This window comes from Streptomyces sp. TLI_185, assembly GCF_003814765.1.
Taxonomy (GTDB): domain Bacteria; phylum Actinomycetota; class Actinomycetes; order Streptomycetales; family Streptomycetaceae; genus Streptomyces.
In genome coordinates this window covers 9,151,738-9,173,392 of sequence record NZ_RKRB01000001.1, presented here as the reverse complement: position 1 = coordinate 9,173,392, position 21,655 = coordinate 9,151,738, and the positions used below count along the sequence as shown (strand labels likewise).

Sequence of the window (21,655 nt, the reverse complement as noted above, 5' to 3'; positions counted from 1 at the left end):
CTACCTTCCCTCAGCGGTCAGGAACTCCCGCTCACGTGCCTGTTCCCGCTCGGTGATGGTCAGCGGGAACAGGGTGAAGCCGTGCATCGCGCCGGCGACGACGCCGAGTTGCACGGGTGCACCCGCCGCCTGCCACCGCTGGGCCAGAAACAGTGAGTCGTCCAGCAGCGGATCCTCGGTACCTACGACCATCCGGGCGGGCGGCAGTCCGGTCAGGTCGGCGAAGAGCGGCGAGACCTCCGGGTCGCGGCGCTGCTCCGCCCGCATCCCCGGTGTGAACAGTTCATAACTGCCGTGCAGCGAGTCGGTGTTGCTGAGCAGCCGCCTGGGGCCGAACGACCGCTGGCTCGGTGTCATCGACAGGTCGTACGGGCCGAAGAGCAGCTGGGCCGCCCGGAACGCGCCGGTGATGTGGTGCCGGTCGCGCAGGCGCAGCAGGGTCAGGGCGCTCAGGTGGGCACCGGCAGATTCGCCGCCGATCAGCAGCCGCCCGGTGCCGAACTCGGCTGCGGCGTGGTCCACCAGCCATCTCGCGGCCGCCTCGCAGTCGTCGGGCCCGGCGGGGAACGGGTGCTCCGGCGCCAGGCGGTATTCCACGCTCACCACGGCCAGCCGCGCCTGGACGGCAAGCCGCCACAGCCTCTCGTCCTGCCCGCCCGCGGAGCCGAATGCCCAGCCGCCCCCGTGCAGGTGCAGATATACGCCGTCGACCTCGTCCGGCAGGAACATCCGGACTCCGACCCCGCCCGCAACGACCCGGTCCTGGCCCTGCGGCAGGCGCACCGGTGGTGTGTGGCCGCCCAGCCGGTTGCGCCGCAGCAACGCCAGCATGGTTGCGTCCGGCGCCCGCCCGCGGGCCGGGCGGTTTGCGGCAGTGGCCTCGAACTGCTCGTTGAATGCCATGGTCTCGGCGAGGCAGTCCTCGTCTGTGATCGTCATGACGTCGACGGTCGCAGCTGTCCGCGACAACGTCCTGTCACCCTTTTCCGGTGAACTGCGTCACGGCACTAGAGTTCTGCGTCGGCCCGGGCAACACCGGTGCGACACGGGGGGATTGAGAACCGATGGGATCAGCTGGAAGACGTGACAGGCGCGGGGTGTTCGTGGCCGCCGCGCTCGGTGTGGTGGCCGTGCTGCTGCTCGGCGGGTGCGGGACGCAGGTGGCCGGCCGGCAAGCGTCGCCGTCGGCGACCGGGCCGATTCCGTGGACGATTTTCGAGCCCTCGGAGGTCACCGGGGCCCGTCTCGCCGACGGCGGCCGTACGCTGCTGCTCGAAGCGCAGGTGCCCAGCGGTGCGCGCGCGTGTGTGCGGGATTTCAAGGCGTTGCTCACCGACCCCGTGCAGAAGGACCTCGTGCGGGTCCAGCTCACCTTCTCCTCCCCGTCGGGGGACCGGAGCTCCGGCTGCACCAAGGAGCGGTCGGCCACGGCGCGGGTCCGGCTGCCCGTCCCCCTGGGCAGCCGGAAGGTGGTCGTCGACCACTATGTGCAGTTCACCGCCGAGGGGGCCGAGCCGCCCGCGTTGCGGCTGTGCGGGAAGCTGGGCTGCACCCCGCCGGCGACCGGCTGTACGGACGCCTCCTACGACCAGGCGCTGATGGCGGTCGACGCGCCCGAGCACACCTACCGGGACTCTCAGGAGTGCGACGGCAAGTGGCTGGTGATGGACTTCTCCTGGCGGACCGGACCGGCCTGCGGCGACGACTCGGCGCCCGGCTGCTCGTCCCGGCTCGGTGACCGCTGGTTCTTCCGGGCCGAGAAGTCCGGGTGGGTGCCGATCGTCGAGGGGGCGGCGGGAGGCTGCCGGGTCGTGCAGCGCAGGGCGCCGGCCTTTCCGGCCTCGCTGTGCAGGGACCTGGCTCCCCTTTCTTCCTCCCTGCACCCGAGTTATCCGCCCGCGTCTGCCTCTCCGAGCCCGTCCCCCTCGCCGAGCCGCCCCTCCTAGAGAGCGCGGAGGAACTCCAGCAGGATCTTGCTGAAGACCTCCGGCTTCTCCAGGTTCAGGTAGTGGGCGGTGTCTTCGACGGTCCGCGCACGCCCGTCGGGGACGGTACGTGCCAGGCGCTCGGCCGCGTCCAGCAACTCGGGGGGCTCCAGAGTGCCGTTGACGGTGAGCACGGGGACGTCGATCTTCGGCAGGCGGGACCAGGAGTCGGTCACACGCACGAGCCAGTCCTTCTCGCCGGGCGTGTGCTTGGAGATCGAGTTGAAGGCCATCTCCCGCAACCGGCGTGAGATGTCCGGGTCGACGTCGTCGGCGCTGCGGTACGGGCCGGGCACGACACGCACGAACACATCGAGCCAGCCCTCGATGTCGCCGGCGCCCAGGGTGCGGGCGTACTCGGCCTGGATCTGACGGGTCCAGTCGTCCGTGTACTGGAAGTCGCCGGTCGCCGCACCGCAGGTGACCACCGCGCGCACCAGCTCGGGGTACTCCAGCACGGTGTCGGTGGCGATCACGCCGCCCATCGACACGCCGACGAGGACCGCGGGGCCCGCGTCGAGGTGGCGGAGCAGGGCGGCGAGGTCGTCGGCCCAGCGGAAGGGCTTGGTGGCGTTGGCGGAGGAGCCGTGGCCGCGTACGTCCGGGGCGATCACGCGGTACTCGGCGGCCAGGGCGGGGATCTGGTCGTTCCACACGCGGTGGTCGACGTATCCGGAGTGGAGCAGGACCACGAGGTCGCCCTGTCCGGTGTCGCGGTAGGCGAGATCGCCGTCGGTGGACGTGAAGCAGCTCAGTTCCGAAGCAACTGTCATGACAACCAAGGTGTCATCTTCGGGCGACTTTGGCAACCAAGGTGTCATGATGGCCGGGTGAACGACATCGACGCACCGCTGCCACCCGACGACCTCGGCCATCGCATCAGCGAGGTGTTCGACCTGATCGGCGCGCTCTACCGGCGCGGCCTGCGCAAGCTCGAGCAGGGCGAAGAGGTCGAGGGGGTGTCCGTCGGCGTGCGCTCCGTCCTGGCGCTGCTGCACAGGTACGGGCCCATGACGGTGCCTCAGATGGGCCGGGTCATGACGCTGACCCGGCAGTTCGTGCAGCGCATGGTCAACGACGCGACGGACCGCGGCTGGGCGGAGGCCATACCCAACCCCGCGCACCAGCGGTCCTCGCTGATCCGGATCACGGACGAGGGCGTGGCCGTCATCACCGCGATCCTCGCACGTGAGCACGCGCTGAACCGGCAGGTCGGGGGCGATCTGACCGACGCCGAGCTCCGGGCGTGCGTTCGTGTGCTGAAGGAGATGCTGCGCACCTTCGACCACGTGGACGTGGACTGACCTACTGCCCCATGGTCAGCCCGTCCTTGGCCGCGCCCCGGCTGAGCACCACGTTGCGGATCGCGTCGCGCACCGCCTTCACCTCGGCGCCCTGGGCGATGGCCTGGTTGAGGTTCACCGCGCGCCCGGCGTCGACGTCGAACATCAGCGGAACGAATTCCGCCTTGGTGACCTCCCAGCGGCCACCCTCCCGAGCGGGCCGGGTGAAGGTGAAGCGGCCGAGCGTGGACTGGTTGCCGCGCGGGTCCTGGGCGCCCGACCTGTTGGACATCTCGCCGGCGATCTGGTCGCCCAGGCCGTAGACGACCCAGGTGCCATTGACCTTCTCGTACGCCTGCGGGACATGGGCGCGGGTGCCCAGGACGAGGTCGACGTCGGGGCGGCCGCCGGTGCGGGAGGCCGTGAGCTGCTGGGCCAGGGCGAGTTGCTGCTGGTCGGGCGCGTCCTGCCATTCGGTGCCACAGTGCACGGAGACGACGACCACGTCGGCGCCCGCCCGCCGGGCCGCCCGGGCGTCCTCGGTGATCCGGTTCTCGTTCAGGAGGCTGACGGCCCACGGCGCGCCCTGGGGCAGCGGGACGCCGTTGGTGTCGAAGGTGTAGGCGAGGTGGGCGACCTTGGCGGGGCCCGCGCGCAGGATCGTGACGGTGTGCGCCTCGGCCTCGGTGCGGGCCGAACCGGCATGCCGTACGCCCGCGCCGTCCAGGGCGTCGAGGGTGCGGCGGACGCCGTCGGCACCGTCGTCGAGGCTGTGGTCGGAGGCGGTGGAACAGCCGTCGTAACCGGTGGCGGCCAGGCCCTGGGCGATCTCGGGCGGGGACTTGAACAGGGAGCGGCCCGTGTAGTGGCCGTTCGCCCCGTAGACGGTGTCCATGTGACACAGCGCCAGATCGGCACGTGAGACGACGGGCTTGATGCCGGAGAACATCGGCCGGAAGTCGTAGCCGGCGCCACCGCCGTCGAAACGGGCACGGTCGATGATCGAGCTGTGCGGGATGATGTCGCCGGAGGCGACCAGCGTGAAGGCGCGATCCGCGGACGCAGCCGGGGCCCCCGGCTCTCCGACCCGAGTGGACGCCTGCCGATGCTGGGCCTGGCAGGCCGCGCCCGCGGTCAGAACGGCCATCAGGGCCAGGGCAACCTGTCGTCTCCGTGCAATCATCAGCTCACCCCACTGTTGTCACATTTACGCATAAATAGGTACGAACCTGGACGCGCGGCCAAACAACCGCGCCACCCCGATTAGCCCGTCCGGTGCCCGCGAACAGACCCTCCGGACCGCTCGCGGGGCGCACGCGGGACCGTTCGTCGTACCGTTCGTCGACGCGATCGACCGTCCGCCGCAGATCCCGGTACGGACCCTGTCCCGAGGCGGCACCCTGCGATGCCATACGGCCATGACGGCCGGAACCACCCTCACGAACGCGACGACCGCCGAGCACGAGCTCGCCGCGCTGCAGCGCGAGCACGGCCGCCCCCTCTTTGCGCTCCTGCTGCGGCTCTGCGACGGCGACCGGCAGCGCGCCGAGGACCTGGTGCAGGAGACGCTGGTGCGCGCCTGGCAGCATCCCGAGGCGCTGCGCGCCGACGACTTCGACTCCGTACGGCCGTGGCTCATGACCGTGGGACGGCGGCTCGCCATCGACGCGCGGCGGGCCCGGCAGGCGCGGCCGCCCGAGGTCGGGGACGCGGTCCTGGAGAACGCGCGGGTGATCGGCGACCACGCCGAGCGGGCCGCCGCCGCCCTCGACGTCCGCGAGGCTGTGAAGACACTCACTCCGGAGCACCGTGAAGTCCTGGTGCTCGTGTATTTCCAGGGGGCGAGTGTGGCGGAAGCCGCCGAAACCCTGGGAATTCCGCCCGGTACGGTGAAGTCCCGCGCGTACTACGCGCTGCGCGCCCTGCGCCGGGTGCTTCCGGGTTACGCAGCCGACCTGCGGTGAAACCGACGGCTGAGTCAAACCTCCGTAAAGCGCCTTGCTGAGGACCCCGGTTGAGCAATCAGCTGTCCTCATCCGTGTTCCGGACTGGGGGCTCGGGGCCCCGCGACCGGGGCCCGGAGTCGGGCGACGCGCACGCACCGGAGGAAGGCAGGAAGGGATGCTGCACAGAGGTCAAGAGAGCACGGACGGCACCGGCGGCGGTGAACTGGTCGTCCCGATGGCCTGGCTGTACGCCGAGTACATCGCCGACGAGCTGCTGCGGACGGGCGACCTGATGCCACCGACGTCCTTCGAGTTCCGCGCCGGGCGGGACGCCCTGGCGCTGACCGTCTTCCTCTCGGACACGGACGGCGAACTCCCGGGGATCCGGGTCGTCTCCCAGCTGGAGACCTGGCTGTCGCTGACGGCGTACGACCAGCCGTGGCAGGACTGGGTGCGCGAACGGATGGCGAAGCTGGTCGCCCAGGCGGCCGAATCCGGCGGCCCCGCACCCGATGTGGAACTGGCCCGGGCGGCCTGGCGCTGGCTGGAGGAGACCGAGCTGCTCGCACCCGATCTGAACGCGGTGCCGGGCGGCGCTGCGGTGGTCGGCGAGGACGAGGGTCCGAAGGTGTGGACGAAGGCGTGGCAACTGGGCCTGCCCCTGGGCCACCTCGCCATCCACCTTTTTTAGACTCGTTTTGATTTGGACCAATCCGCGGGCCTGGCCGCTCCGAATCCCTTGGTTGCGATTCTGTGGGCGCCTTGAGTGATTCGACTGTCTGGTGCGTACCGGTGGGAGCAAGGAGTAACCCCACCCGCACCCAACGGCACGAGGATTCGGCATGAGGTCCCAGGAGAGGCATCGCGACGTCGCCGCGTACGCGCTCGGCGTGCTGGACGAGGCGGACGCCTTCCGCTTCGAGGACCACCTCATGGAGTGCGCGCGCTGCGCCGCTCACGTGACCGAATTCGGGCCCATCACCCGGCAGATGATGCTGTACCGCCGGGCGACGCCACGGTTCGTGAGCCCCATGACCAGTCCCGGCCCGCAGCTGCTCGACCGGCTGCTCGGCGCGGTGGCGGCCCGGCACCGGGCCGGCCGGCGGCGCTTCCTGTACGCCGTGGCCGCGTCCCTGGCGATCGGGGTGGCCGGGCCGGGAATCGCGATGACGATGGCCGGCGGCGGCACCGCCGACACGGTGCGGATCGCGGCGACCGACGCGAAGTCGGGCGTGTGGGCGCAGGTGACCACCCAGGACGAGTATTCGGGCAGCCAGGTCAAGCTCGAGGTGAAGGACGGTGCGGGCCCGCGCGCCTGTCGTCTGATCGCCGTCGGCCGCGACGGCTCCGAGCAGATCCTGACCAGCTGGACCGTCCCCAGCCACGACGCCCGCCCGATCACGATGCAGGGCAGTTCCTCCATGCACACCGGCGAGATCGCCCGCTACGAGCTCCGCGCCTCGGACGGGGAGCATCTCGTCACGCTCCAGTCCCGCTAGCACCACCGCCGCAGTGCCTCACCGCCCGGTGTGACACCCCCGTCCGACGCTGCGCTGTAGACAGTGGCGATGTCGGAATTCGGGATGGGTGTGCACGTGCTGCTGGCGGACCGCTATCAGCTGGAGGAACTGCTGGGAAGCGGCGCGATGGGCGAGGTGTGGCGCGCGGCCGACCAGGTCCTGGGCCGTCCGGTGGCGATCAAGCTGCTGAAGGCGGAGGACACCACCGACATCGAGCGGTTCCGCATGGAGGCGCAGACCACGGCCCGCCTCAACCATCCGCATGTGGTGGGCGTGTACGACTTCGGCTCCGATCACGGCCGGCTCCATCTGGTGATGGAACTCGTGGAGGGCTGGACCCTGGCCCGGGAGAGGTCCCGGCGCGGAACCCTGGCAGCACAGGAAGCGGCCGCCATCGCCGCGCAGGTGGCGCAGGGGCTGTCCGCCGCGCACCGCCAGGGTGTGATCCACCGGGACATCAAGCCCGCCAACGTCATGCTGACCACCGGCCGCACCGTGAAGATCACTGACTTCGGCATCGCCCGCTTCACCGACGACAGCGCCGGCACCGCGACCGCCACCGGAAAGATCCTCGGCACCGCCGACTATCTTGCTCCCGAGCGGGCCCTGGGGCGGTCCGCGCAGCCCGCCTCCGACGTCTACTCGCTCGGCTGCGTGCTGTACGAACTGCTCACCGGCCGCCCGCCGTTCACAGGCACGACCTCGCTCGCCGTGGTGCAGCAGCACGTCGACGCCGCCCCGCCGCCGCCCCACCGGTTGAGCGCGGGCATACCCCGGCAGCTCTCCGACTACGTGCTGCGCCTGCTGGCCAAGGACCCCGCGCAGCGGCCGACCGCGGAGGAGGCGGCCGAGTGGCTGGGCGCGCAGGATTGGGAAGCGAACCCGACAGAACCGACGGAGCCGCTGGACCCGGTGATCCCCGCGGAACCGGACAGCAGGACTCTCAGCCCCACGCCGTCGGCCGCCACGTCTGCACCGCCGCCCCGAACCGGCTCACCCGCAACGCATTCCCGCCGCCGCAACCGGCGAAGGCAGGCGTCCAAGGCCCTGCTGGGTGGCGCGGCCGTCGCCCTGTTCGCCGCGGCCACGGCCCTCGGGGCCGCGCTGAACTCCGGCGGCGACAACCCAGCCTCGACCGTCTCGCCCGGTCCGGCGCCGACTCGGACACCGTCCTCGACACCTACGGCCGTCACCTCGCGACCCGCGAACGGAACCGCCACCGCCCCCGCCACGCCGCCCTCTGCCGTCCCGTCCACGAGGCCCACTCCTCCGAAGCCGAAGGACCACAAGGACGAGCAGCACGGCGGGAAGGACAAGCACGGCAAGGACAGGACGAAGGGCCGGAAGGGGCCGGGCGGCTGAGCCGGGCGGCTACTTCAGCAGCCGCGACATCCTCCGGTCCGCGAGCGGTTTGCCGCCCGTCTGGCAGGTCGGGCAGTACTGGAGCGAGGAGTCGCTGAAGGAGACCTCGCGGATCGTGTCGCCGCACACCGGGCAAGCCTCGCCGGTGCGGCCGTGGACGCGCAGGCCGCTCTTCTTCTCCGCCTTCAGACGGCCGGCCGCCACCCCCCGGGAGCGCTCGACCGCCTCGGTGAGCGTGCTGCGCAAAGCCTCGTAGAGGCGGGCGGTGTCCTCGGGGGTGAGGGTCGCGGCCAGTTTGAACGGGGACATCTTCGCGGCGTGCAGGATCTCGTCGCTGTAGGCGTTGCCCACGCCGGCGATCAGGCTCTGGTCCCGCAGTGCGCCCTTGAGCTGGCGGCGCTCGGGGCTGAGAAGTGCGGCGAGCCGGCTTTCGTCGAAGTCGTCCGCCAGCGGGTCGGGGCCGAGGCGGGCGACGCCCGGGATCTCCTGGGGATCGTGGACGAAATAGACGGCGAGTCGTTTCTGGGTGCCCGCCTCGGTGAGGTCGAAGCCCTCGCCCGTCTCCAGGGCCACGCGCAGGGCGAGGGGGCCCTTGCCGGGGCGGGGCGGGCCGTCCGGGAGCCGGTCCTTCCAGTGCAGCCAGCCCGCACGGGCCAGATGGGTGACGAAGTGCGGGCCGCCGTCCGTCTCCAGGTCGAGGAACTTGCCGTGCCGGTGCACGGCGGTGACCTCGCGGCCCTCGACGGCAGTCAGCGGGGGGTCGTACGTCTTGAGGACGCTGATCGCGACGGGCAGCACCCGCACGATCTCGTGACCGACCAGGTGCTCGGTGAGGAAGTCCTTGAGCGCTTCGACCTCGGGGAGTTCCGGCATACGTCCAGAGTGCCACCCGGCACCGACAGTGGCGGGCGGGACCGGTGGCAGCGGATTCAGTCGCCTTCGGGGACCACGAACTCGCACCACACGCACTTGCCGCCGCCGCGCGCCTCCACGCCCCACACGTCCGTCAGCAGGTCGACCAGGAGCAGGCCCCGCCCGGACACCCCCGACTCCCCCGCCTCGCGGCGGCGCGGCAGGGCGCTGGAGGAGTCCTCCACCTCGACGCGCAGCCGCCGCTCGCTGCCGGCGAGGACCCGGAGGGTGACGATGGCGGATCCCTCGGTGTGCATCAGCGCATTGGTGATCATTTCATCGGCGACCAGCTCGATCTCGTCGGCGCGCTCCTTGGCGCCCCAGGCGCGCACAGCGGCCCGGATCATGTGCCGGGCCTCGGTGAGGGCCTCGGGGTCGCCGGGGGCCACGTGCTGCTGGAGCCGGCCGCCGGACCGCTGGGCGTCCAGTCCGCGGCGGCGCAGCAGGAGCAGGGCCACGTCGTCGTCGCCGCCGCGTTCCTCGGCCACGGAGATGAGACAGTCCGCGAGATCCCTTACGTCGTCCGGGCCACCGGTGATGAGGGCGGTGAGGGCGCGCATGCCGTCGTCGAGGTCGGCGCCGGGCTGCTCGACCAGGCCGTCGGTGCACAGCAGGAGGGTGTGGCCGGGGTCGAGTTCGAGAGTGCCGACCGGGTACTCCAGGCGCCCGAACTCGGCGGACAGACCCAGCGGCAGTCCGCCCGGCAGGGAGATACGGCGGCAGCTGCCGTCGGCATCCCGGATCAGCGGGTCGATGTGGCCGGCCCGGACCACCTGGACCACTCCGGTGGCCAGGTCGGCCTCCGCGTACAGGCAGGTCGCGAAGCGGTCGGTGTCGAGCTCGTGGAGGAAGACGGAGGCACGGGCCATCACGGTGGCGGGCGTGTGGCCCTCGGCGGCGTAGGCGCGCAGCACGATGCGCAGCTGGCCCATGACGGCGGCCGCGTGGGTGTCGTGGCCCTGGACGTCGCCGATGACGGCGCCGACCCGGCCGCCGGGCAGCGGGATCAGGTCGTACCAGTCACCTCCGATGTCCCGGCCCAGGGAGCCCGCTGCGGAACCGGAGCGGTAGCGGACGGCGACGTCGGCGCCGCGGACGCTGGGGATGGTGCGCGGCAGCATCGCCTGCTGGAGGCCGGTGGCGAGGTCCTTCTCCTGCTCGTAGAACATGGCGCGCTGCATGCTCTGCGCGATGCTGCTGCCGAGGGCGAGCAGGACGTTGCGCTCCTCGGGCGAGAAGCCGCGCCGGTCGCTGTAGAGCAGGCCCATGGCGCCGATCGGCCGGGCCTGGACGATCAGCGGCAGATAGGCGGCCGCCGTGATGTTCAGGCCGGTGAGGTGCGGCCACAGCAGGGGGTAGCTCTTGGCGAACTCCTCCGGCGACTCGATGAAGCGGGGCGTGAGGGTCCGTACCACCTCGCTCATCGGGTACGGCTCGTCGATGCGGGTGACGTCGGTGCCGGGGACGAAGCTGCCCGCGGGGCCCTCGGCTATCAGCCGGATGCGGCCGGCCTCGACCCGGCCCATGACCAGGCTGGTGGCGCCGAGGTGGGTGAGGCCGTGGGTGTCCTTGAGGACGTCGATGACGTCCTGGACGGTGCGGGCGTGCGCGAGGGCGGCCGTGGTGAGCTGGACGACGTTGGTCTGCTCGCGCCGCGCCGCGTCCTCGGCGGCCTCCTCGCGGCGGTCCTGGCTCTCGCTCAGCTCCTGGGTCGCGTCCCGGACGATGCCGATGATCCGGCGCGGGCGGCCCGTCTCGTCGCGCCGGATGTAGCCCTGGGTGTGGGTCCAGCGCAGGGTGCCGTCGCGGCGGCGGATGCGGAAGTAGGCGCCGTAGTTCTCGCTGCCGTCCTTCAGGGCCTGGGCGACCAGGCCGTCGAGCCGGTAGGCCTCGGGTCTGGGGACCCGGACGGCGAGTGTCTCGGGGTGGTCGTCGTATTCGTCGGGGCGCAGGTCGAAGACCTCGTGGGCCTGGGCGTCCATGTGGAACAGACCGGTGTCCAGGTCCCAGTCGAAGCTGCCCATGCGGTTGAGCGCCAGGATCGGATCCGGGTGGGCGGGCCAGTCGTCCGGGAGAGACAGGGCGCTCACGCCCCGATCAACCATGGGCCCACCTTGCCAGGGTTCACGCGATTCTTCGACCGGGATGCGACGAGGAATTCCCGCCTGCGTCTGGGTCGCGCAGCCGTTGGCCGACTCGTACGGGGAGGACGTCTTGTCGCCCCCCGACCTCCGTCATCACTTGGAGTAATTCCTCCCCATTGTCTGCGTTACAGCCGTTTGGCCTGGGACTCGAGGGAGAGGCGTCATGATGGAAGCAAGGAATACCGCAGCCATCCCTTGCGGAACGACGACGGCGAGCAGCCCCGTCCGCGAGAGCGGCGGCGGTTCAGCCGCAAAGAGGGGCGCGCACGGCCGTGGAGTGGTTCATCGCACCCGAGTACTGGTGGAGCCGGCTGGTCTTCCAGCGGGCTCTGGCCGGGCTGTACCTCGTGGCGTTCCTGACGGCAGCCCTGCAGTTCCGTGCGCTGATCGGCGAGCGGGGCATGCTGCCGGTCCCCCGCTTCGTCGGCCGGGTGCGCTTCAGGCAGGCACCCAGCCTGTTCCAACTCCACTACTCGGACCGCTTCTTCGCAGCCTGCGCCTGGACGGGCTGTGCGGTCTCGGCGGCACTGATCGCCGGACTGGACTCCCAACTCCCGCTCTGGGCAGGGATGTTGCTGTGGCTCATCCCTTGGGTGCTGTACCTGTCGATCGTCAACGTCGGCCAGACCTGGTACGCCTTCGGCTGGGAGTCGCTGCTGCTGGAGGTGGGCTTCCTTGCGGTCTTCCTCGGCAACGACGAGGTAGCCCCGCCGATCATGGTCCTCTTCCTGCTGCGCTGGATCCTGTTCCGGGTGGAGTTCGGCGCGGGCCTGATCAAGATGCGCGGCGACGCGTGCTGGCGGAAGCTGACCTGCCTGTACTACCACCATGAGACACAGCCGATGCCGGGCCCACTGAGCTGGTTCTTCCACCATCTTCCCCGGCCCCTGCACCGCATCGAGGTGGCCGCCAACCACGTCACCCAACTCATCGTCCCCGTGCTGTTGTTCACCCCTCAGCCGGTCGCCACGGCCGCCGCCTCACTGATGATCGTCACCCAGTTGTGGCTGGTCCTGTCGGGCAACTTCGCCTGGCTGAACTGGATCACCATCGTGCTCGCCGTCTCCGCGCTCGAGCTCCCGGCCGGCGCGCCTTCCCCCGTGCCCGGCGCCCCGCTCTGGTACGAGGTCGTGGTCCTCGCAGTCGCCGCGCTGCTCCTCGGGCTCAGCTACCACCCGGTCACGAACATGATCTCCCGCCGTCAGATCATGAACCGCTCCTTCGACCCCCTTCATCTGGTCAACACCTACGGCGCGTTCGGCAGCGTCAGCCGGATCCGCTACGAGGTGGTCGTCGAGGGCACGGACGACGCCGTACCGCACGAGGACTCGGACTGGCGGGAGTACGAGTTCAAGGGCAAGCCGGGCGATCCACGACGCTGGCCCCGCCAGTTCGCGCCCTACCATCTGCGCCTCGACTGGCTGATGTGGTTCGCCGCGCTCTCGCCCTCGTATGCCGGCGCATGGTTCGGCGCCCTGGTGGAACGGCTGCTGGAGAACGACCGCGACACGCTGCGCCTGTTGCGCCGCTCCCCGTTCCCGCCCGACGCCCCGCCGCGCTACGTCCGGGCCCGCCTCTTCCGCTACGAGTACACGAGCTGGCGGGAGCTGCGGGAGACGGGAGCGTGCTGGGAGCGGACGTATGTGCGGGAGTATCTGCCGCCCACGCGGCTGGCGGGGGTGGCTCAGAGGTCCTGAGCGGGGGGATTGCGCCGCCCGGGTTCACCCGGATGGCCTGCGCGGGCTGCCGCCGCCGACAGCTCCTCCTGGCGTCGGGGCGGGGTCGTCCGGAGACCGCCGAGGAGCACTGCCATGAGCCACCACCTCAAGAACGAGTTCAAGTTCGTCGTCACCGGGGTCGAGCTCACGGAGGACCAGCAGCAGCTTGTCGGCCGGGCGATCGCCCAGGCCGCTGCGCCGGCACTCGGCGAGCTCGCTCCCCGCGCCGCCCTCCCGGTGGCCGTGAACCCGAAGGTCTGGTGGTACGGCGACCCCGCGAAGGAGGTGCTTGCCCCGGTGCAGGACTACGCCGCAGGTCAGGTGGGCATGCGGTGACCCATCCCGAAGGTTCCTCGACGTCGCCGGGCAGGCCTTCGGGGCATCGGCCACCGGCCTGTCCCAGCCCCTCTTGCGCGGAGGGCACTTCGCTGCCGGGTGTGGCGACGGCGTCTGGCCGCCTGGCCTATCTGCCCGATCCGGTGGTCGTCGACCGCGCTCTCGCCGATCGTCTGAAGGCATCCGGGCGGCCCGAGAGCCGCTACCGGTTCACCGGGCCGTGCACGGAGGAGGGATGCGCACAGTGGACCGGCAGGCGGTGCGGTGTCGTCGGCCACGTCCTTGACGATCCACCGGACCCGGGCCGCGGTCCGCGGCACCCGGAGAACCCGGCCGGCGGGCCCCTGCCCGTCTGCGGAATCCGGGCGGACTGCCGCTGGTTCGCGCAGCGTGGCGCGGCCGCATGCCGGGTCTGTCCCACGGTCGTCGCCGATGTCGGCGGCAGCGCCACCTACCGTTCCGCCCGTCCTGATCAGAGTCCGTAGACGCGGGTGGCCGTTCCCTCGAGGATCGCGACGCGATCCTTCTCGGCAAGGTGGGCGGTCAACTCGCCTGCGGCGGACAGGACTTCGCCGTAGGTCGCCTTTTCCGTGCAGACCGGCCAGTCCGAGCCGAACATCAGGCGGGCGGGGCCGAAGGCCTCCAGGGCGGTGTCGGTGTACGGACGGAGGTCGTCGACGGTCCATGCGTCGGGGGCGGCCTCGGTGACCAGGCCGGAGAGTTTGGCGACCGTGTTGGGCAGGGCGGCGAGGGCGTGGAGGTCGGCCGCCCAGGGTTTCAGGGCGCCGGAGGCGATGGGCGGCTTGCCCAAGTGGTCGAGCACGAAGGTGAGTTGGGGGAGGGCGGCGGCCGCCTTGGTGCAGGCCGGCAGTTGGTGCGGGAGGACGACGAGGTCGTAGACCAGGCCCGCTTCGGCCACGGCCGCCAAGCCCCTGCGTACCTCCGGGCGCAGCAGCCACTCGGGGTCGGGTTCGCCCTGGACCTGGTGGCGGATGCCCTTGAGGTAGTGGCCGCCGGGGAGTTCGCGCAGGCGGGAGAGTTCGTCGGTGATGTCCGGGCGGGTGAGGTCGGTCCAGCCGACGACCGCGGCGATCAGGTCGTGGGCTGCGGCGAGTTGCAGGAACTCCGGGGTCTCCTCCGGCACGGTGATCGTCTGTACCAGCACGGTGCGGTCGACTCCGGCCGCGTGCGCCTCGGGGGTGAGGTCGTCGAGGGTGAAGTTGCGGCGGAGCGGACTGTGTTCGGGGATCCAGTCCTGGTCCCGGACGGAGAGGTCCCACACGTGGTGGTGGGCGTCCACCGTCATGGCAGCTCCCAGACCGCGGGCAGGCCCGCGGCCGCGCCCTCGTCGGAGTAGTCGTGCACGACGTCCAGCAGTTCGGCCATACGGGCCTGCCAGGCGATGTTGACCGGGAGTTTCTCCAGTTCGGCGAGGAGTCGGGCGTAGTCCTCGCACTCCAGGACGTGGAAGAGGTCGGTGCCGCTGCGCCAGATCGTCCAGGAGGTGGCTCCGGCTGCGCGGATCGCGTCCGTGAGTTCCCCGGGGACCTCGCGGTGGGCGGCCTCGTACTCGGCGATGCGGTCCGCGCGGACCTTGGTGTGCAGGGCGACTCTCATGACGGTTCCTCGGCGGGTACGGGAGCTTCGGTCGGCAGGAGCCCTTCCGCGCGCAGCTGCTGCCAGAAGGCGGCGGGAGGGGGTGCCGCGAACTGCTCGGCGCAGTCGCGTACTTCCGCAGCGGAGCGAGCTCCTACGAGGACGCTTGCGACTGCCGGATGGGCGGCGCAGAAGGCGAGGGCGGCGGCGCGCAGCGTGGTGCCGTGCCGGTCCGCGACCGCCTTCAGATGCAGGGCGCGGTCCAGCAACTCCGCCGGAGCGGCCGCGTAGTTGTACGTCGCGCCGGGCTTGGGGTCGGCGAGCAGACCGGAGTTGAAGGCGCCGCCGATGACCACCGATGCGCCGCGTTCCTGTGCCGCGGGCAGGAGTTCGGTGAGCGCCGGCTGATCGAGGAGCGTGTAGCGGCCGGCGCACAGGACGACGTCGACGTCGGTGTCGCGGACGAAACGGGTGAGCATCTCGGCCTGGTTCATGCCCGCGCCGATGGCGCCCACGACGCCTTCCGAGCGCAGCTTCTCCAGCGCCGGGTAGCCCTCGTGGAAGGCCTGTTCGGCGTGGTCGTCGGGGTCGTGGAGATAGACGACGTCGACGCGGTCGAGGCCGAGCCGCTCCAGGCTGGCTTCGATGCTGCGGCGTACGCCGTCGGCGCTGAAGTCCCACACGCGGCGGTGGGTGGCAGGCACGGCGAAGCCGTTCGAGAGGTCGTCGCCGCCCTCGCCGGAGGGCTCCAGGACGCGGCCGACCTTGGTGGAGATCGTGTAGGCGGTACGGGGGTGTTCGCGCAGGGCGGCGCCGAGGCGGCGTTCGGACAGGCCGAGGCCGTAGTGCGGGGCGGTGTCGAAGTAGCGGATGCCCTGCTGCCAGGCGGTGGCCACGGCCTCGTGCGCCTGTTCCTCGCTCACCTCGGTGTAGAGGTTGCCGATGACCGCGCCCCCGAAGGCCAGGGCGCTGACCTCGACGCCGCTGCTGCCGAGCCGGTTCACTGGCCCACCGGCCTCAGGCGCAGGCCCTGCATGCCGCCGTCCACGGCGAGCGAGGTGCCGGTGGTGGCGCCGGACAGGGGGCTGGCCAAGTAGGCGATGGCGCCCGCGACTTCGGCCGCGCTGACGAGCCGGCCGGTGGGCTGGCGGGCCTCCAGCGCGGCACGCTCGGCGGCGGGGTCGTCGGCCGCGTCCAGCAGGCGGCCGATCCACGGGGTGTCCGCCGTACCCGGGTTGACGCAGTTGACGCGGATGCCCTCGCGGACGTGGTCGGCGGCCATGGCAAGGGTCAGCGAATACACCGCGCCCTTGCTCGCGCAGTACAGGGCTCGCTGCGGCAGACCCGCGGTGGCGCCGATGGAGCAGGTGTTGACGATCGCCGCGTGCTGCGACCGGCGCAGGTGGGGCAGGGCGGCGCGGGCGACCCGGACCATGCCGACGACGTTGACGTCGAGGACGCGGTGCCACTCGGCGTCGTCGTTGTCCTCGATGGTGCCCTGTGCGCCGACGCCCGCGTTGTTGATCACGATGTCGAGGCCGCCGAGCTCGGCGACCGCGGCGGCCACCGCCTCCCGAACGGACGTGTCGTCGGTGACGTCGGCCCGGTGGGCCAGCAGCGGTTTGCCGACCGAGACGGGGTCGCGGTCGAGGACGGCGACCTGGGCGCCGCGAGCGGCGAGGAGTTCGGCCGTGGCCCGTCCGATACCGGAGGCTCCGCCTGTGACAAGGGCCCTCAGACCCTCGAAGTCGGTCATGCCGCCCGTCCTTTCTTCTCTTCGAGGTCGGCGACCCAGAAGTCGCCGTCGGGGAAGGTGTACCGCGCGATCGACTCCGGACGCATGGCGGCCGAGAAACCGGGCGCGATCGGTGCCGTGTAGTGACCCTCGCGGATCACCACCGGATCGAGGAAGTGGTCGTGCAGGTGATCGACGTACTCGATCACCCGGTCCTCGGTGGTACCGGAGACTGCCACATAGTCGAACATCGACAGGTGCTGGACGAGTTCGCACAGGCCGACGCCGCCCGCGTGGGGGCACACCGGCACCCCGAACTTGGCTGCGAGCAGCAGGATCGCGAGGTTCTCGTTGACGCCGCCGACGCGAGCCGCGTCGATCTGGAGGACGTCGAGCGCACCCGCCTGCAGAAGCTGTTTGAAGACGATCCGGTTCTGGACGTGCTCGCCGGTCGCCACCTTCACCGGAGCCACCGCCGTGCGGATGGCCGCGTGGCCGAGGACGTCGTCGGGGCTGGTGGGCTCCTCGATCCAGTACGGGTCGAACTCGGCGAGGGCCTTGGTCCAGCGGATCGCCTCGTCGACGTTCCAGCGCTGGTTGGCGTCGATGGCCATGCGGATGCCGGGGCCGACGACCGCGCGGGCGACCCGGCAGCGCCGGACGTCGTCGTCGAGGTCCGCACCCACCTTGAGCTTGATCAGAGTGAACCCGTCGGCGACCGCCTGGGCGGCCAGCCGGGTGAGCTTCTCGTCGCTGTAGCCGAGCCACCCGGCGGAGGTGGTGTAGCCGGGATAGCCGCGCTCCAGCAGCCGTGCCGTGCGCTCTTCGGAGCCGGCGCGGCCCCGGCGCAGGATCTCCAGCGCCTCCTCGGGGGTGAGCGCGTCCGTGAGGTACCGGAAGTCGATCTGCCCGACCAGCCACTCGGGTTCGGCCTCGGCAAGCAGCCGCCACAGCGGCTTGTCGGCACGCTTGGCCGCCAGGTCCCACACGGCGTTGACGACCGCGCCGATCGCCATGTGCATCACGCCCTTCTCGGGCCCCAGCCAGCGCAGCTGGCTGTCCCCGATCAGGTCGCGGTAGACGACTCCCGGGTCGGCACACACCTCGTCGACGGACCGTCCCACCACGTGGTGACGCAGCGCGTGGATCGCGGCGACCTGGACATCGTTGCCACGCCCGATGGTGAAGGTGAATCCGTGCCCCTCCTGCCCGTCCTCGCCGTCGGTGCGCAGCACGACGTACGCGGCCGAGTAGTCGGGGTCCGGGTTCATCGCGTCGGAGCCGTCGAGCTCGCGCGAGGTCGGGAACCGGATGTCGTAGGTGTCGACCGCGGTGATGCGGCAGAAGGAGCCGGGCGTCGAGGACACGGAGGGCCTTTCGGTCGGGGGCAGGGGGCGGGGGTCAGTCCTGGGCGCGGCCCGTGGTCAGGCGGGCGAGGATGAGCGCGAGCAGGATGATTCCGCCGTAGATGGCGTCGATCCAGAACGACGGCACCTGGGCCATGGTGAGCATGGTCTTGACCACACCCAGCAGGAGTACGCCGGTCAGGGCGCCGAACATGGTGCCCTTGCCGCCGTCGAGGCTGATCCCTCCGATCACGGCGGCGGCGAACACCGTGAAGATCATGTTCTGGCCCTGATTGGCACCGATGGCGCCGACGTAACCGGTGTACATCAGGCCGCCGATCGAGGCGAGGACGCCGGCGACGACATAGACGCCCAGCCGGACGCGGTCGACACGGATACCAGCGGCGCGGGCCGCCTCGAGGTTGCCGCCGATCGCGTACAACGAACGCCCCACACGGTGGTACTTGAGCACCAGCCCGGCGATCGCGAAGGCCGCGGCGGCCACCCACACGGAGATCGGTATGCGCAGGAACGTGGTGGTGGCCAGCGAGAAGAACGCGTCGGGCATGCCGAACAACGTCTTGCCCTTCGTGGCACCGACCAGCAGCCCGCGCAGGATGATCAGCATCGCGAGGGTGACGATGAACGCGTTGAGCTTCACCTTCACGACGAGGATGCCGTTGAAGGCACCGATGGCCGCACCCACCAGGGGGATGGCCAGAAGGGCGAGCCCGGCGGGGAGTTCCGTGCCCCAGCCGGCCTGGGCGGCCGGCAGCACCAGGAGCGCCGCCACCGCCGGCGCGATGCCGACCACCGACTCGAGTGACAGGTCGAACTTGCCGGTGATGAGGACCAGCGACTCGGCCAGCACCACCATCGCCAGCGACGTCGACGAGGCCAGGATGGAGATCAGGGTGGCCTCGGTGAAGAAGGAGTCGTTCAGGACCGCGCCGAGCAGAAGCAGCAGCAACAGCGCGGGTACGAGTGCGAGTTCGCGGGCGCGGCGCAGCAGGACCGCCCTCGCCGCCCGGGCGTCGGGCATGCTCACCGCCTTCACCGGCGGAGCCTTGGTGTCAGCCATGGTGGTCCACTCCTTCGATGGAGGCGATCAGCTCGTGGTCGCGCCAGCCCGCCGGGTGCTCGGCGACGACGCGGCCGTGGAAGAGGACGAGGACGCGGTCGCAGCGCCGCAGGTCGTCGAGTTCGTCGGAGACGACCAGGACCGCGGTGCCGTCCTCACGGGCGCTGTCCACGCGGGCCAGTAGTGACTCCTTGGATTTCACGTCGACACCCGCGGTGGGGTTGATCAGGACGAGCAGCCGCGGGTCGGAGGCGAGGGCGCGGGCCATGACGACCTTCTGCGCATTGCCGCCGGACAGGTCGGAGACGGGCTGCTCGGGGCCCTCGGTGTGGATGTCGAGGCGGTCGATCAGCTCGGTGGCGAAGCCGCGTCTGCGGTCGGTGCCGATGAATCCGAAGCGGCCCAGCCGGTCCAGGACGCTCATGGTGGCGTTGTCGCCGATGGTCATCCCGGCGACCAGGCCCTGGTCGTGCCGGTCGCGCGGGACGCAGCCGATGCCGGCCTTCAGGGCGGCCTGCACCGACCCGAACTGCAGCCGCTCACCGTCCAGTTGAGCGGTTCCGCGGGTGGGTGTGCGCAGGCCGGCGATGGCCTCCGCCAGCTCGGTCTTGCCGCTGGCGCTGGATCCGGCGAGGCCGACGACCTCACCCCGCCGCACAGTCAGGTCGACGTCCTCGTACGCGTCCGAGGTGAGCCCGCGGGCGTCGAGCAGAACGGGCGCATGATCGTCGACGAGCCTTTCCTGTACGGCCTGTTCCGCGATCACCTCGATGGACTCCCCCGCCATGGCCTCCACCAGTGCCGCCCTCGGCAGGTCGGCGACGGGGGCGGTGGTGATCCACCGGGCGTCGCGCAGCACGGTGACGGCCTGGCAGACCTCGTACACCTCCTGGAGGTGGTGGGAGATGAACAGGAAGGTGACACCGGAGTCCTGGAGCGCGCGCATACGGCTGAAGAGCCGCTCGATCTCCCGCTTGTCCAGCTGGGCGGTCGGCTCGTCGAGGACGATGAAGCGGGCGCCGAAGCTGAGCGCCCGGGCGATCTCCACCATCTGGCGGTCCTCGACCTTGAGGTCGGCCGTGCGCGCCTCCGGGTCGACGTGCACGTCCCAGGTGTCGAGGAGCCGGGCCGCCTCCGCCTTGAGGCGGCGCCAGCTGATGAAGCCGCGTTGCAGGGGCTGCCGGTTGATGAAGAGGTTCTCGGCGACCGTCAACTCGGGTACGACCGTGGGGTGTTGATAGACACAGGCGACCTTGCGGCGCCAGGCGTCGCGGTCGGCGAGCGGGGGCGCGGGTTCGCCGTCGAAGCGGACCGTGCCCTCGTCCGGCGCCTGGAGTCCGGTGAGGACGTTGACCAGGGTCGACTTGCCGGCGCCGTTGCGGCCGACGAGGGCATGGGACTCGCCGGCCAGCACGGTGAGCCGGCCGTCCGCGAGGGCGGTGGTGGGGCCGTAGCGCTTGACGATGCCCCGCGCCTCGACGAGGGGCACGGGCGGGCTGTCCTGGACGCTCACTTGACCGTGTTCCCCCACAGCTTGGGGTCGTCCACGTTGTCCTTCGTCACCAGCGGGGCGGGCAGCTGGTCCTCGAGGATGCCGCTGGGCAGCTTGACGATGGTCGAGTCGTGGTCGGTCGGGCCCGGCTTGAAGGTCTTCCCTTCCATCGCCGCCTTGATGTAGTACATGCCGTACTTGGCGTAGGCGTCGGCGGGCTGGGAGACGGTCGCGTCGATCTCGCCCTTGCGGATGGCGTCGAACTCCTGCGGGATGCCGTCGTTGGAGACGATGGCGATGTGGCCCGCGGCGCCGGCCTTCTTCAGCATGCCCTTGGACTTGAGGGTCTGCAGGGTCGGCGCGAGGTAGACGCCGCCGGCCTGCATGTAGATGCCCTTGATGTCGGGGTTGGCGTTGAGGAGGGTGTCGAGCTTGGAGGCCGCGGCGTCGGATTCCCACTTGGCGGGGATCTCCAGCACCTTCAGCTTGGGGTACTTCTGCTTCACACAGGAGCGGAAGGCCTCGGAGCGGTCGCGGCCGTTGACCGAGGCGAGGTCGCCCATGATCTGCACGACCTTGCCGCTGGTGATGTGCGCTCCGAGGTAGTCGCAGGCCTTGGTGCCGTAGGCGACGTTGTCGGCGCGTACGACCATGGCGACCTTGCCCTTGTCGGGCGCCACGTCGACCGCGACGACCGGCACGCCCTTGCGGTCGGCCTGGTCGAGGCCGGCCTCGATGGCGGCGCTGTCCAGAGGGGCGACGACCAGTCCCTTCACGCCTTGGTTGAGCTGGTTGTTGATGTCGGTGATCTGCTGGGAGGGATCGCTGTTGGAGTTGACCGTCTTGAGCGCGTCGACGCCTTCGGACTTCGCCATCTTCGGCACGTAGTCGTTGTACGACTGCCAGAACGGCGAGGTCAGCAGGGGCAGGATCACCCCGACCTTGCCGGTGCCGCCGCCTCCGGCGCTGCCGGAGCCGCCGGTGTCCTTGGTGCTGCCGCACGCGGCGAGCGCGAGCGAGGCGCTCGCGGCCACGGCCAGCACACCGACCATTCGAAAACTGTTCCGCTTCCCCACTGTCCTGCCGGGCATCTGGCGGCTCCTCGTTGAGCGTGTTCGAGCAGATGCCCGCATATTTATCAGACCACTTCCCCGGAACAACACCCTCCGACGGCAGATTTTCGCCGTTCCTGACAGTAT

The 21,655-nt window shown here is 70.8% G+C and carries 22 protein-coding genes; 9 read left to right on the top strand and 13 right to left on the bottom strand.

Annotated elements, in window-relative coordinates; translation table 11 throughout:
• Positions 1-939, bottom strand: coding sequence for an alpha/beta hydrolase (locus EDD92_RS42045; protein WP_123969140.1), 939 nt, complete (start codon positions 937-939; stop codon positions 1-3).
• Positions 940-1,064: 125 nt separating this feature from the next.
• Between EDD92_RS42045 and EDD92_RS42040 the strand changes: the two genes are divergently transcribed.
• Positions 1,065-1,946 (top strand): hypothetical protein, encoded by an 882-nt coding sequence (locus EDD92_RS42040; RefSeq protein WP_185124307.1) that lies wholly within the window; start codon positions 1,065-1,067, stop codon positions 1,944-1,946.
• On the opposite strand, the gene EDD92_RS42035 is transcribed toward EDD92_RS42040, so the two are convergent.
• The gene (locus EDD92_RS42035) at positions 1,943-2,758 is read right to left on the bottom strand and encodes an alpha/beta fold hydrolase (protein ID WP_123969139.1); all 816 of its coding nucleotides are present in this window, start codon (positions 2,756-2,758) and stop codon (positions 1,943-1,945) included. The two genes, EDD92_RS42040 and EDD92_RS42035, sit on opposite strands and share 4 nt — an antisense overlap.
• A gap of 57 nt (positions 2,759-2,815) precedes the next feature.
• On the opposite strand from EDD92_RS42035, the gene EDD92_RS42030 reads away from it, so the two are divergent.
• Positions 2,816-3,289 (top strand): MarR family winged helix-turn-helix transcriptional regulator, encoded by a 474-nt coding sequence (locus tag EDD92_RS42030; protein ID WP_123969138.1) that lies wholly within the window; start codon positions 2,816-2,818, stop codon positions 3,287-3,289.
• A 1-nt stretch (position 3,290) separates the two neighbouring features.
• Here EDD92_RS42030 and EDD92_RS42025 read toward each other — a convergent pair whose 3' ends face one another.
• The gene (locus EDD92_RS42025; RefSeq protein WP_123969137.1) at positions 3,291-4,451 is read right to left on the bottom strand and encodes a CapA family protein; all 1,161 of its coding nucleotides are present in this window, start codon (positions 4,449-4,451) and stop codon (positions 3,291-3,293) included.
• 235 nt (positions 4,452-4,686) lie between these two features.
• Between EDD92_RS42025 and EDD92_RS42020 the strand changes: the two genes are divergently transcribed.
• The 4 genes from EDD92_RS42020 to EDD92_RS42005 all read left to right on the top strand — a co-directional run bounded on the left by EDD92_RS42020 (position 4,687) and on the right by EDD92_RS42005 (position 8,096).
• Positions 4,687-5,232, top strand: a complete 546-nt coding sequence (locus tag EDD92_RS42020; protein ID WP_123969136.1) for a sigma-70 family RNA polymerase sigma factor — start codon at positions 4,687-4,689, stop codon at positions 5,230-5,232.
• 157 nt (positions 5,233-5,389) lie between these two features.
• Positions 5,390-5,905 (top strand): hypothetical protein, encoded by a 516-nt coding sequence (locus EDD92_RS42015; protein WP_123969135.1) that lies wholly within the window; start codon positions 5,390-5,392, stop codon positions 5,903-5,905.
• Between the two features lie 151 nt (positions 5,906-6,056).
• Positions 6,057-6,713 (top strand): zf-HC2 domain-containing protein, encoded by a 657-nt coding sequence (locus tag EDD92_RS42010; protein WP_123969134.1) that lies wholly within the window; start codon positions 6,057-6,059, stop codon positions 6,711-6,713.
• Between the two features lie 69 nt (positions 6,714-6,782).
• Positions 6,783-8,096, top strand: coding sequence for a serine/threonine-protein kinase (locus EDD92_RS42005; protein WP_260327151.1), 1,314 nt, complete (start codon positions 6,783-6,785; stop codon positions 8,094-8,096).
• Between the two features lie 9 nt (positions 8,097-8,105).
• On the opposite strand, the gene EDD92_RS42000 is transcribed toward EDD92_RS42005, so the two are convergent.
• Positions 8,106-8,969 (bottom strand): Fpg/Nei family DNA glycosylase, encoded by an 864-nt coding sequence (locus tag EDD92_RS42000; protein ID WP_123969133.1) that lies wholly within the window; start codon positions 8,967-8,969, stop codon positions 8,106-8,108.
• A gap of 56 nt (positions 8,970-9,025) precedes the next feature.
• On the bottom strand, positions 9,026-11,113 hold the full coding sequence (locus tag EDD92_RS41995) for a SpoIIE family protein phosphatase (RefSeq protein WP_123969132.1): 2,088 nt from the start codon (positions 11,111-11,113) through the stop codon (positions 9,026-9,028).
• Between the two features lie 311 nt (positions 11,114-11,424).
• On the opposite strand from EDD92_RS41995, the gene EDD92_RS41990 reads away from it, so the two are divergent.
• From EDD92_RS41990 to EDD92_RS41980, 3 genes are all read left to right on the top strand, one after another.
• Entirely contained in the window at positions 11,425-12,849 is a 1,425-nt protein-coding gene (locus EDD92_RS41990) for a lipase maturation factor family protein (RefSeq protein WP_123969131.1), read from the top strand.
• Positions 12,850-12,963: 114 nt separating this feature from the next.
• On the top strand, positions 12,964-13,206 hold the full coding sequence (locus EDD92_RS41985; RefSeq protein ID WP_123969130.1) for a hypothetical protein: 243 nt from the start codon (positions 12,964-12,966) through the stop codon (positions 13,204-13,206).
• A gap of 101 nt (positions 13,207-13,307) precedes the next feature.
• Positions 13,308-13,691 (top strand): hypothetical protein, encoded by a 384-nt coding sequence (locus EDD92_RS41980; protein ID WP_123969129.1) that lies wholly within the window; start codon positions 13,308-13,310, stop codon positions 13,689-13,691.
• Here EDD92_RS41980 and EDD92_RS41975 read toward each other — a convergent pair.
• Genes EDD92_RS41975 through EDD92_RS41940 form a run of 8 tightly spaced genes read right to left on the bottom strand, consistent with a single transcriptional unit; the run spans position 13,679 to position 21,547 of the window.
• Entirely contained in the window at positions 13,679-14,512 is an 834-nt protein-coding gene (locus EDD92_RS41975) for an amidohydrolase (RefSeq protein ID WP_123969128.1), read from the bottom strand. The genes EDD92_RS41980 and EDD92_RS41975 overlap by 13 nt on opposite strands.
• On the bottom strand, positions 14,509-14,823 hold the full coding sequence (locus tag EDD92_RS41970; protein WP_123969127.1) for an L-rhamnose mutarotase: 315 nt from the start codon (positions 14,821-14,823) through the stop codon (positions 14,509-14,511). Before EDD92_RS41970 ends, EDD92_RS41975 begins: the two co-directional genes overlap by 4 nt.
• Positions 14,820-15,806, bottom strand: coding sequence for an aldo/keto reductase (locus EDD92_RS41965; RefSeq protein WP_123969126.1), 987 nt, complete (start codon positions 15,804-15,806; stop codon positions 14,820-14,822). Before EDD92_RS41965 ends, EDD92_RS41970 begins: the two co-directional genes overlap by 4 nt.
• Positions 15,803-16,558, bottom strand: a complete 756-nt coding sequence (locus EDD92_RS41960) for an SDR family NAD(P)-dependent oxidoreductase (RefSeq protein ID WP_123969125.1) — start codon at positions 16,556-16,558, stop codon at positions 15,803-15,805. The genes EDD92_RS41965 and EDD92_RS41960 overlap by 4 nt, the downstream gene beginning before the upstream one ends.
• Positions 16,555-17,904 (bottom strand): L-fuconate dehydratase, encoded by a 1,350-nt coding sequence (locus EDD92_RS41955; RefSeq protein ID WP_123969124.1) that lies wholly within the window; start codon positions 17,902-17,904, stop codon positions 16,555-16,557. Before EDD92_RS41955 ends, EDD92_RS41960 begins: the two co-directional genes overlap by 4 nt.
• A gap of 34 nt (positions 17,905-17,938) precedes the next feature.
• Entirely contained in the window at positions 17,939-18,964 is a 1,026-nt protein-coding gene (locus EDD92_RS41950; RefSeq protein ID WP_123969123.1) for an ABC transporter permease, read from the bottom strand.
• The gene (locus tag EDD92_RS41945; protein ID WP_123969122.1) at positions 18,957-20,477 is read right to left on the bottom strand and encodes a sugar ABC transporter ATP-binding protein; all 1,521 of its coding nucleotides are present in this window, start codon (positions 20,475-20,477) and stop codon (positions 18,957-18,959) included. Before EDD92_RS41945 ends, EDD92_RS41950 begins: the two co-directional genes overlap by 8 nt.
• Positions 20,474-21,547, bottom strand: coding sequence for a sugar ABC transporter substrate-binding protein (locus EDD92_RS41940; protein WP_123969121.1), 1,074 nt, complete (start codon positions 21,545-21,547; stop codon positions 20,474-20,476). The genes EDD92_RS41945 and EDD92_RS41940 overlap by 4 nt, the downstream gene beginning before the upstream one ends.
• Positions 21,548-21,655: the final 108 nt, after the last annotated feature.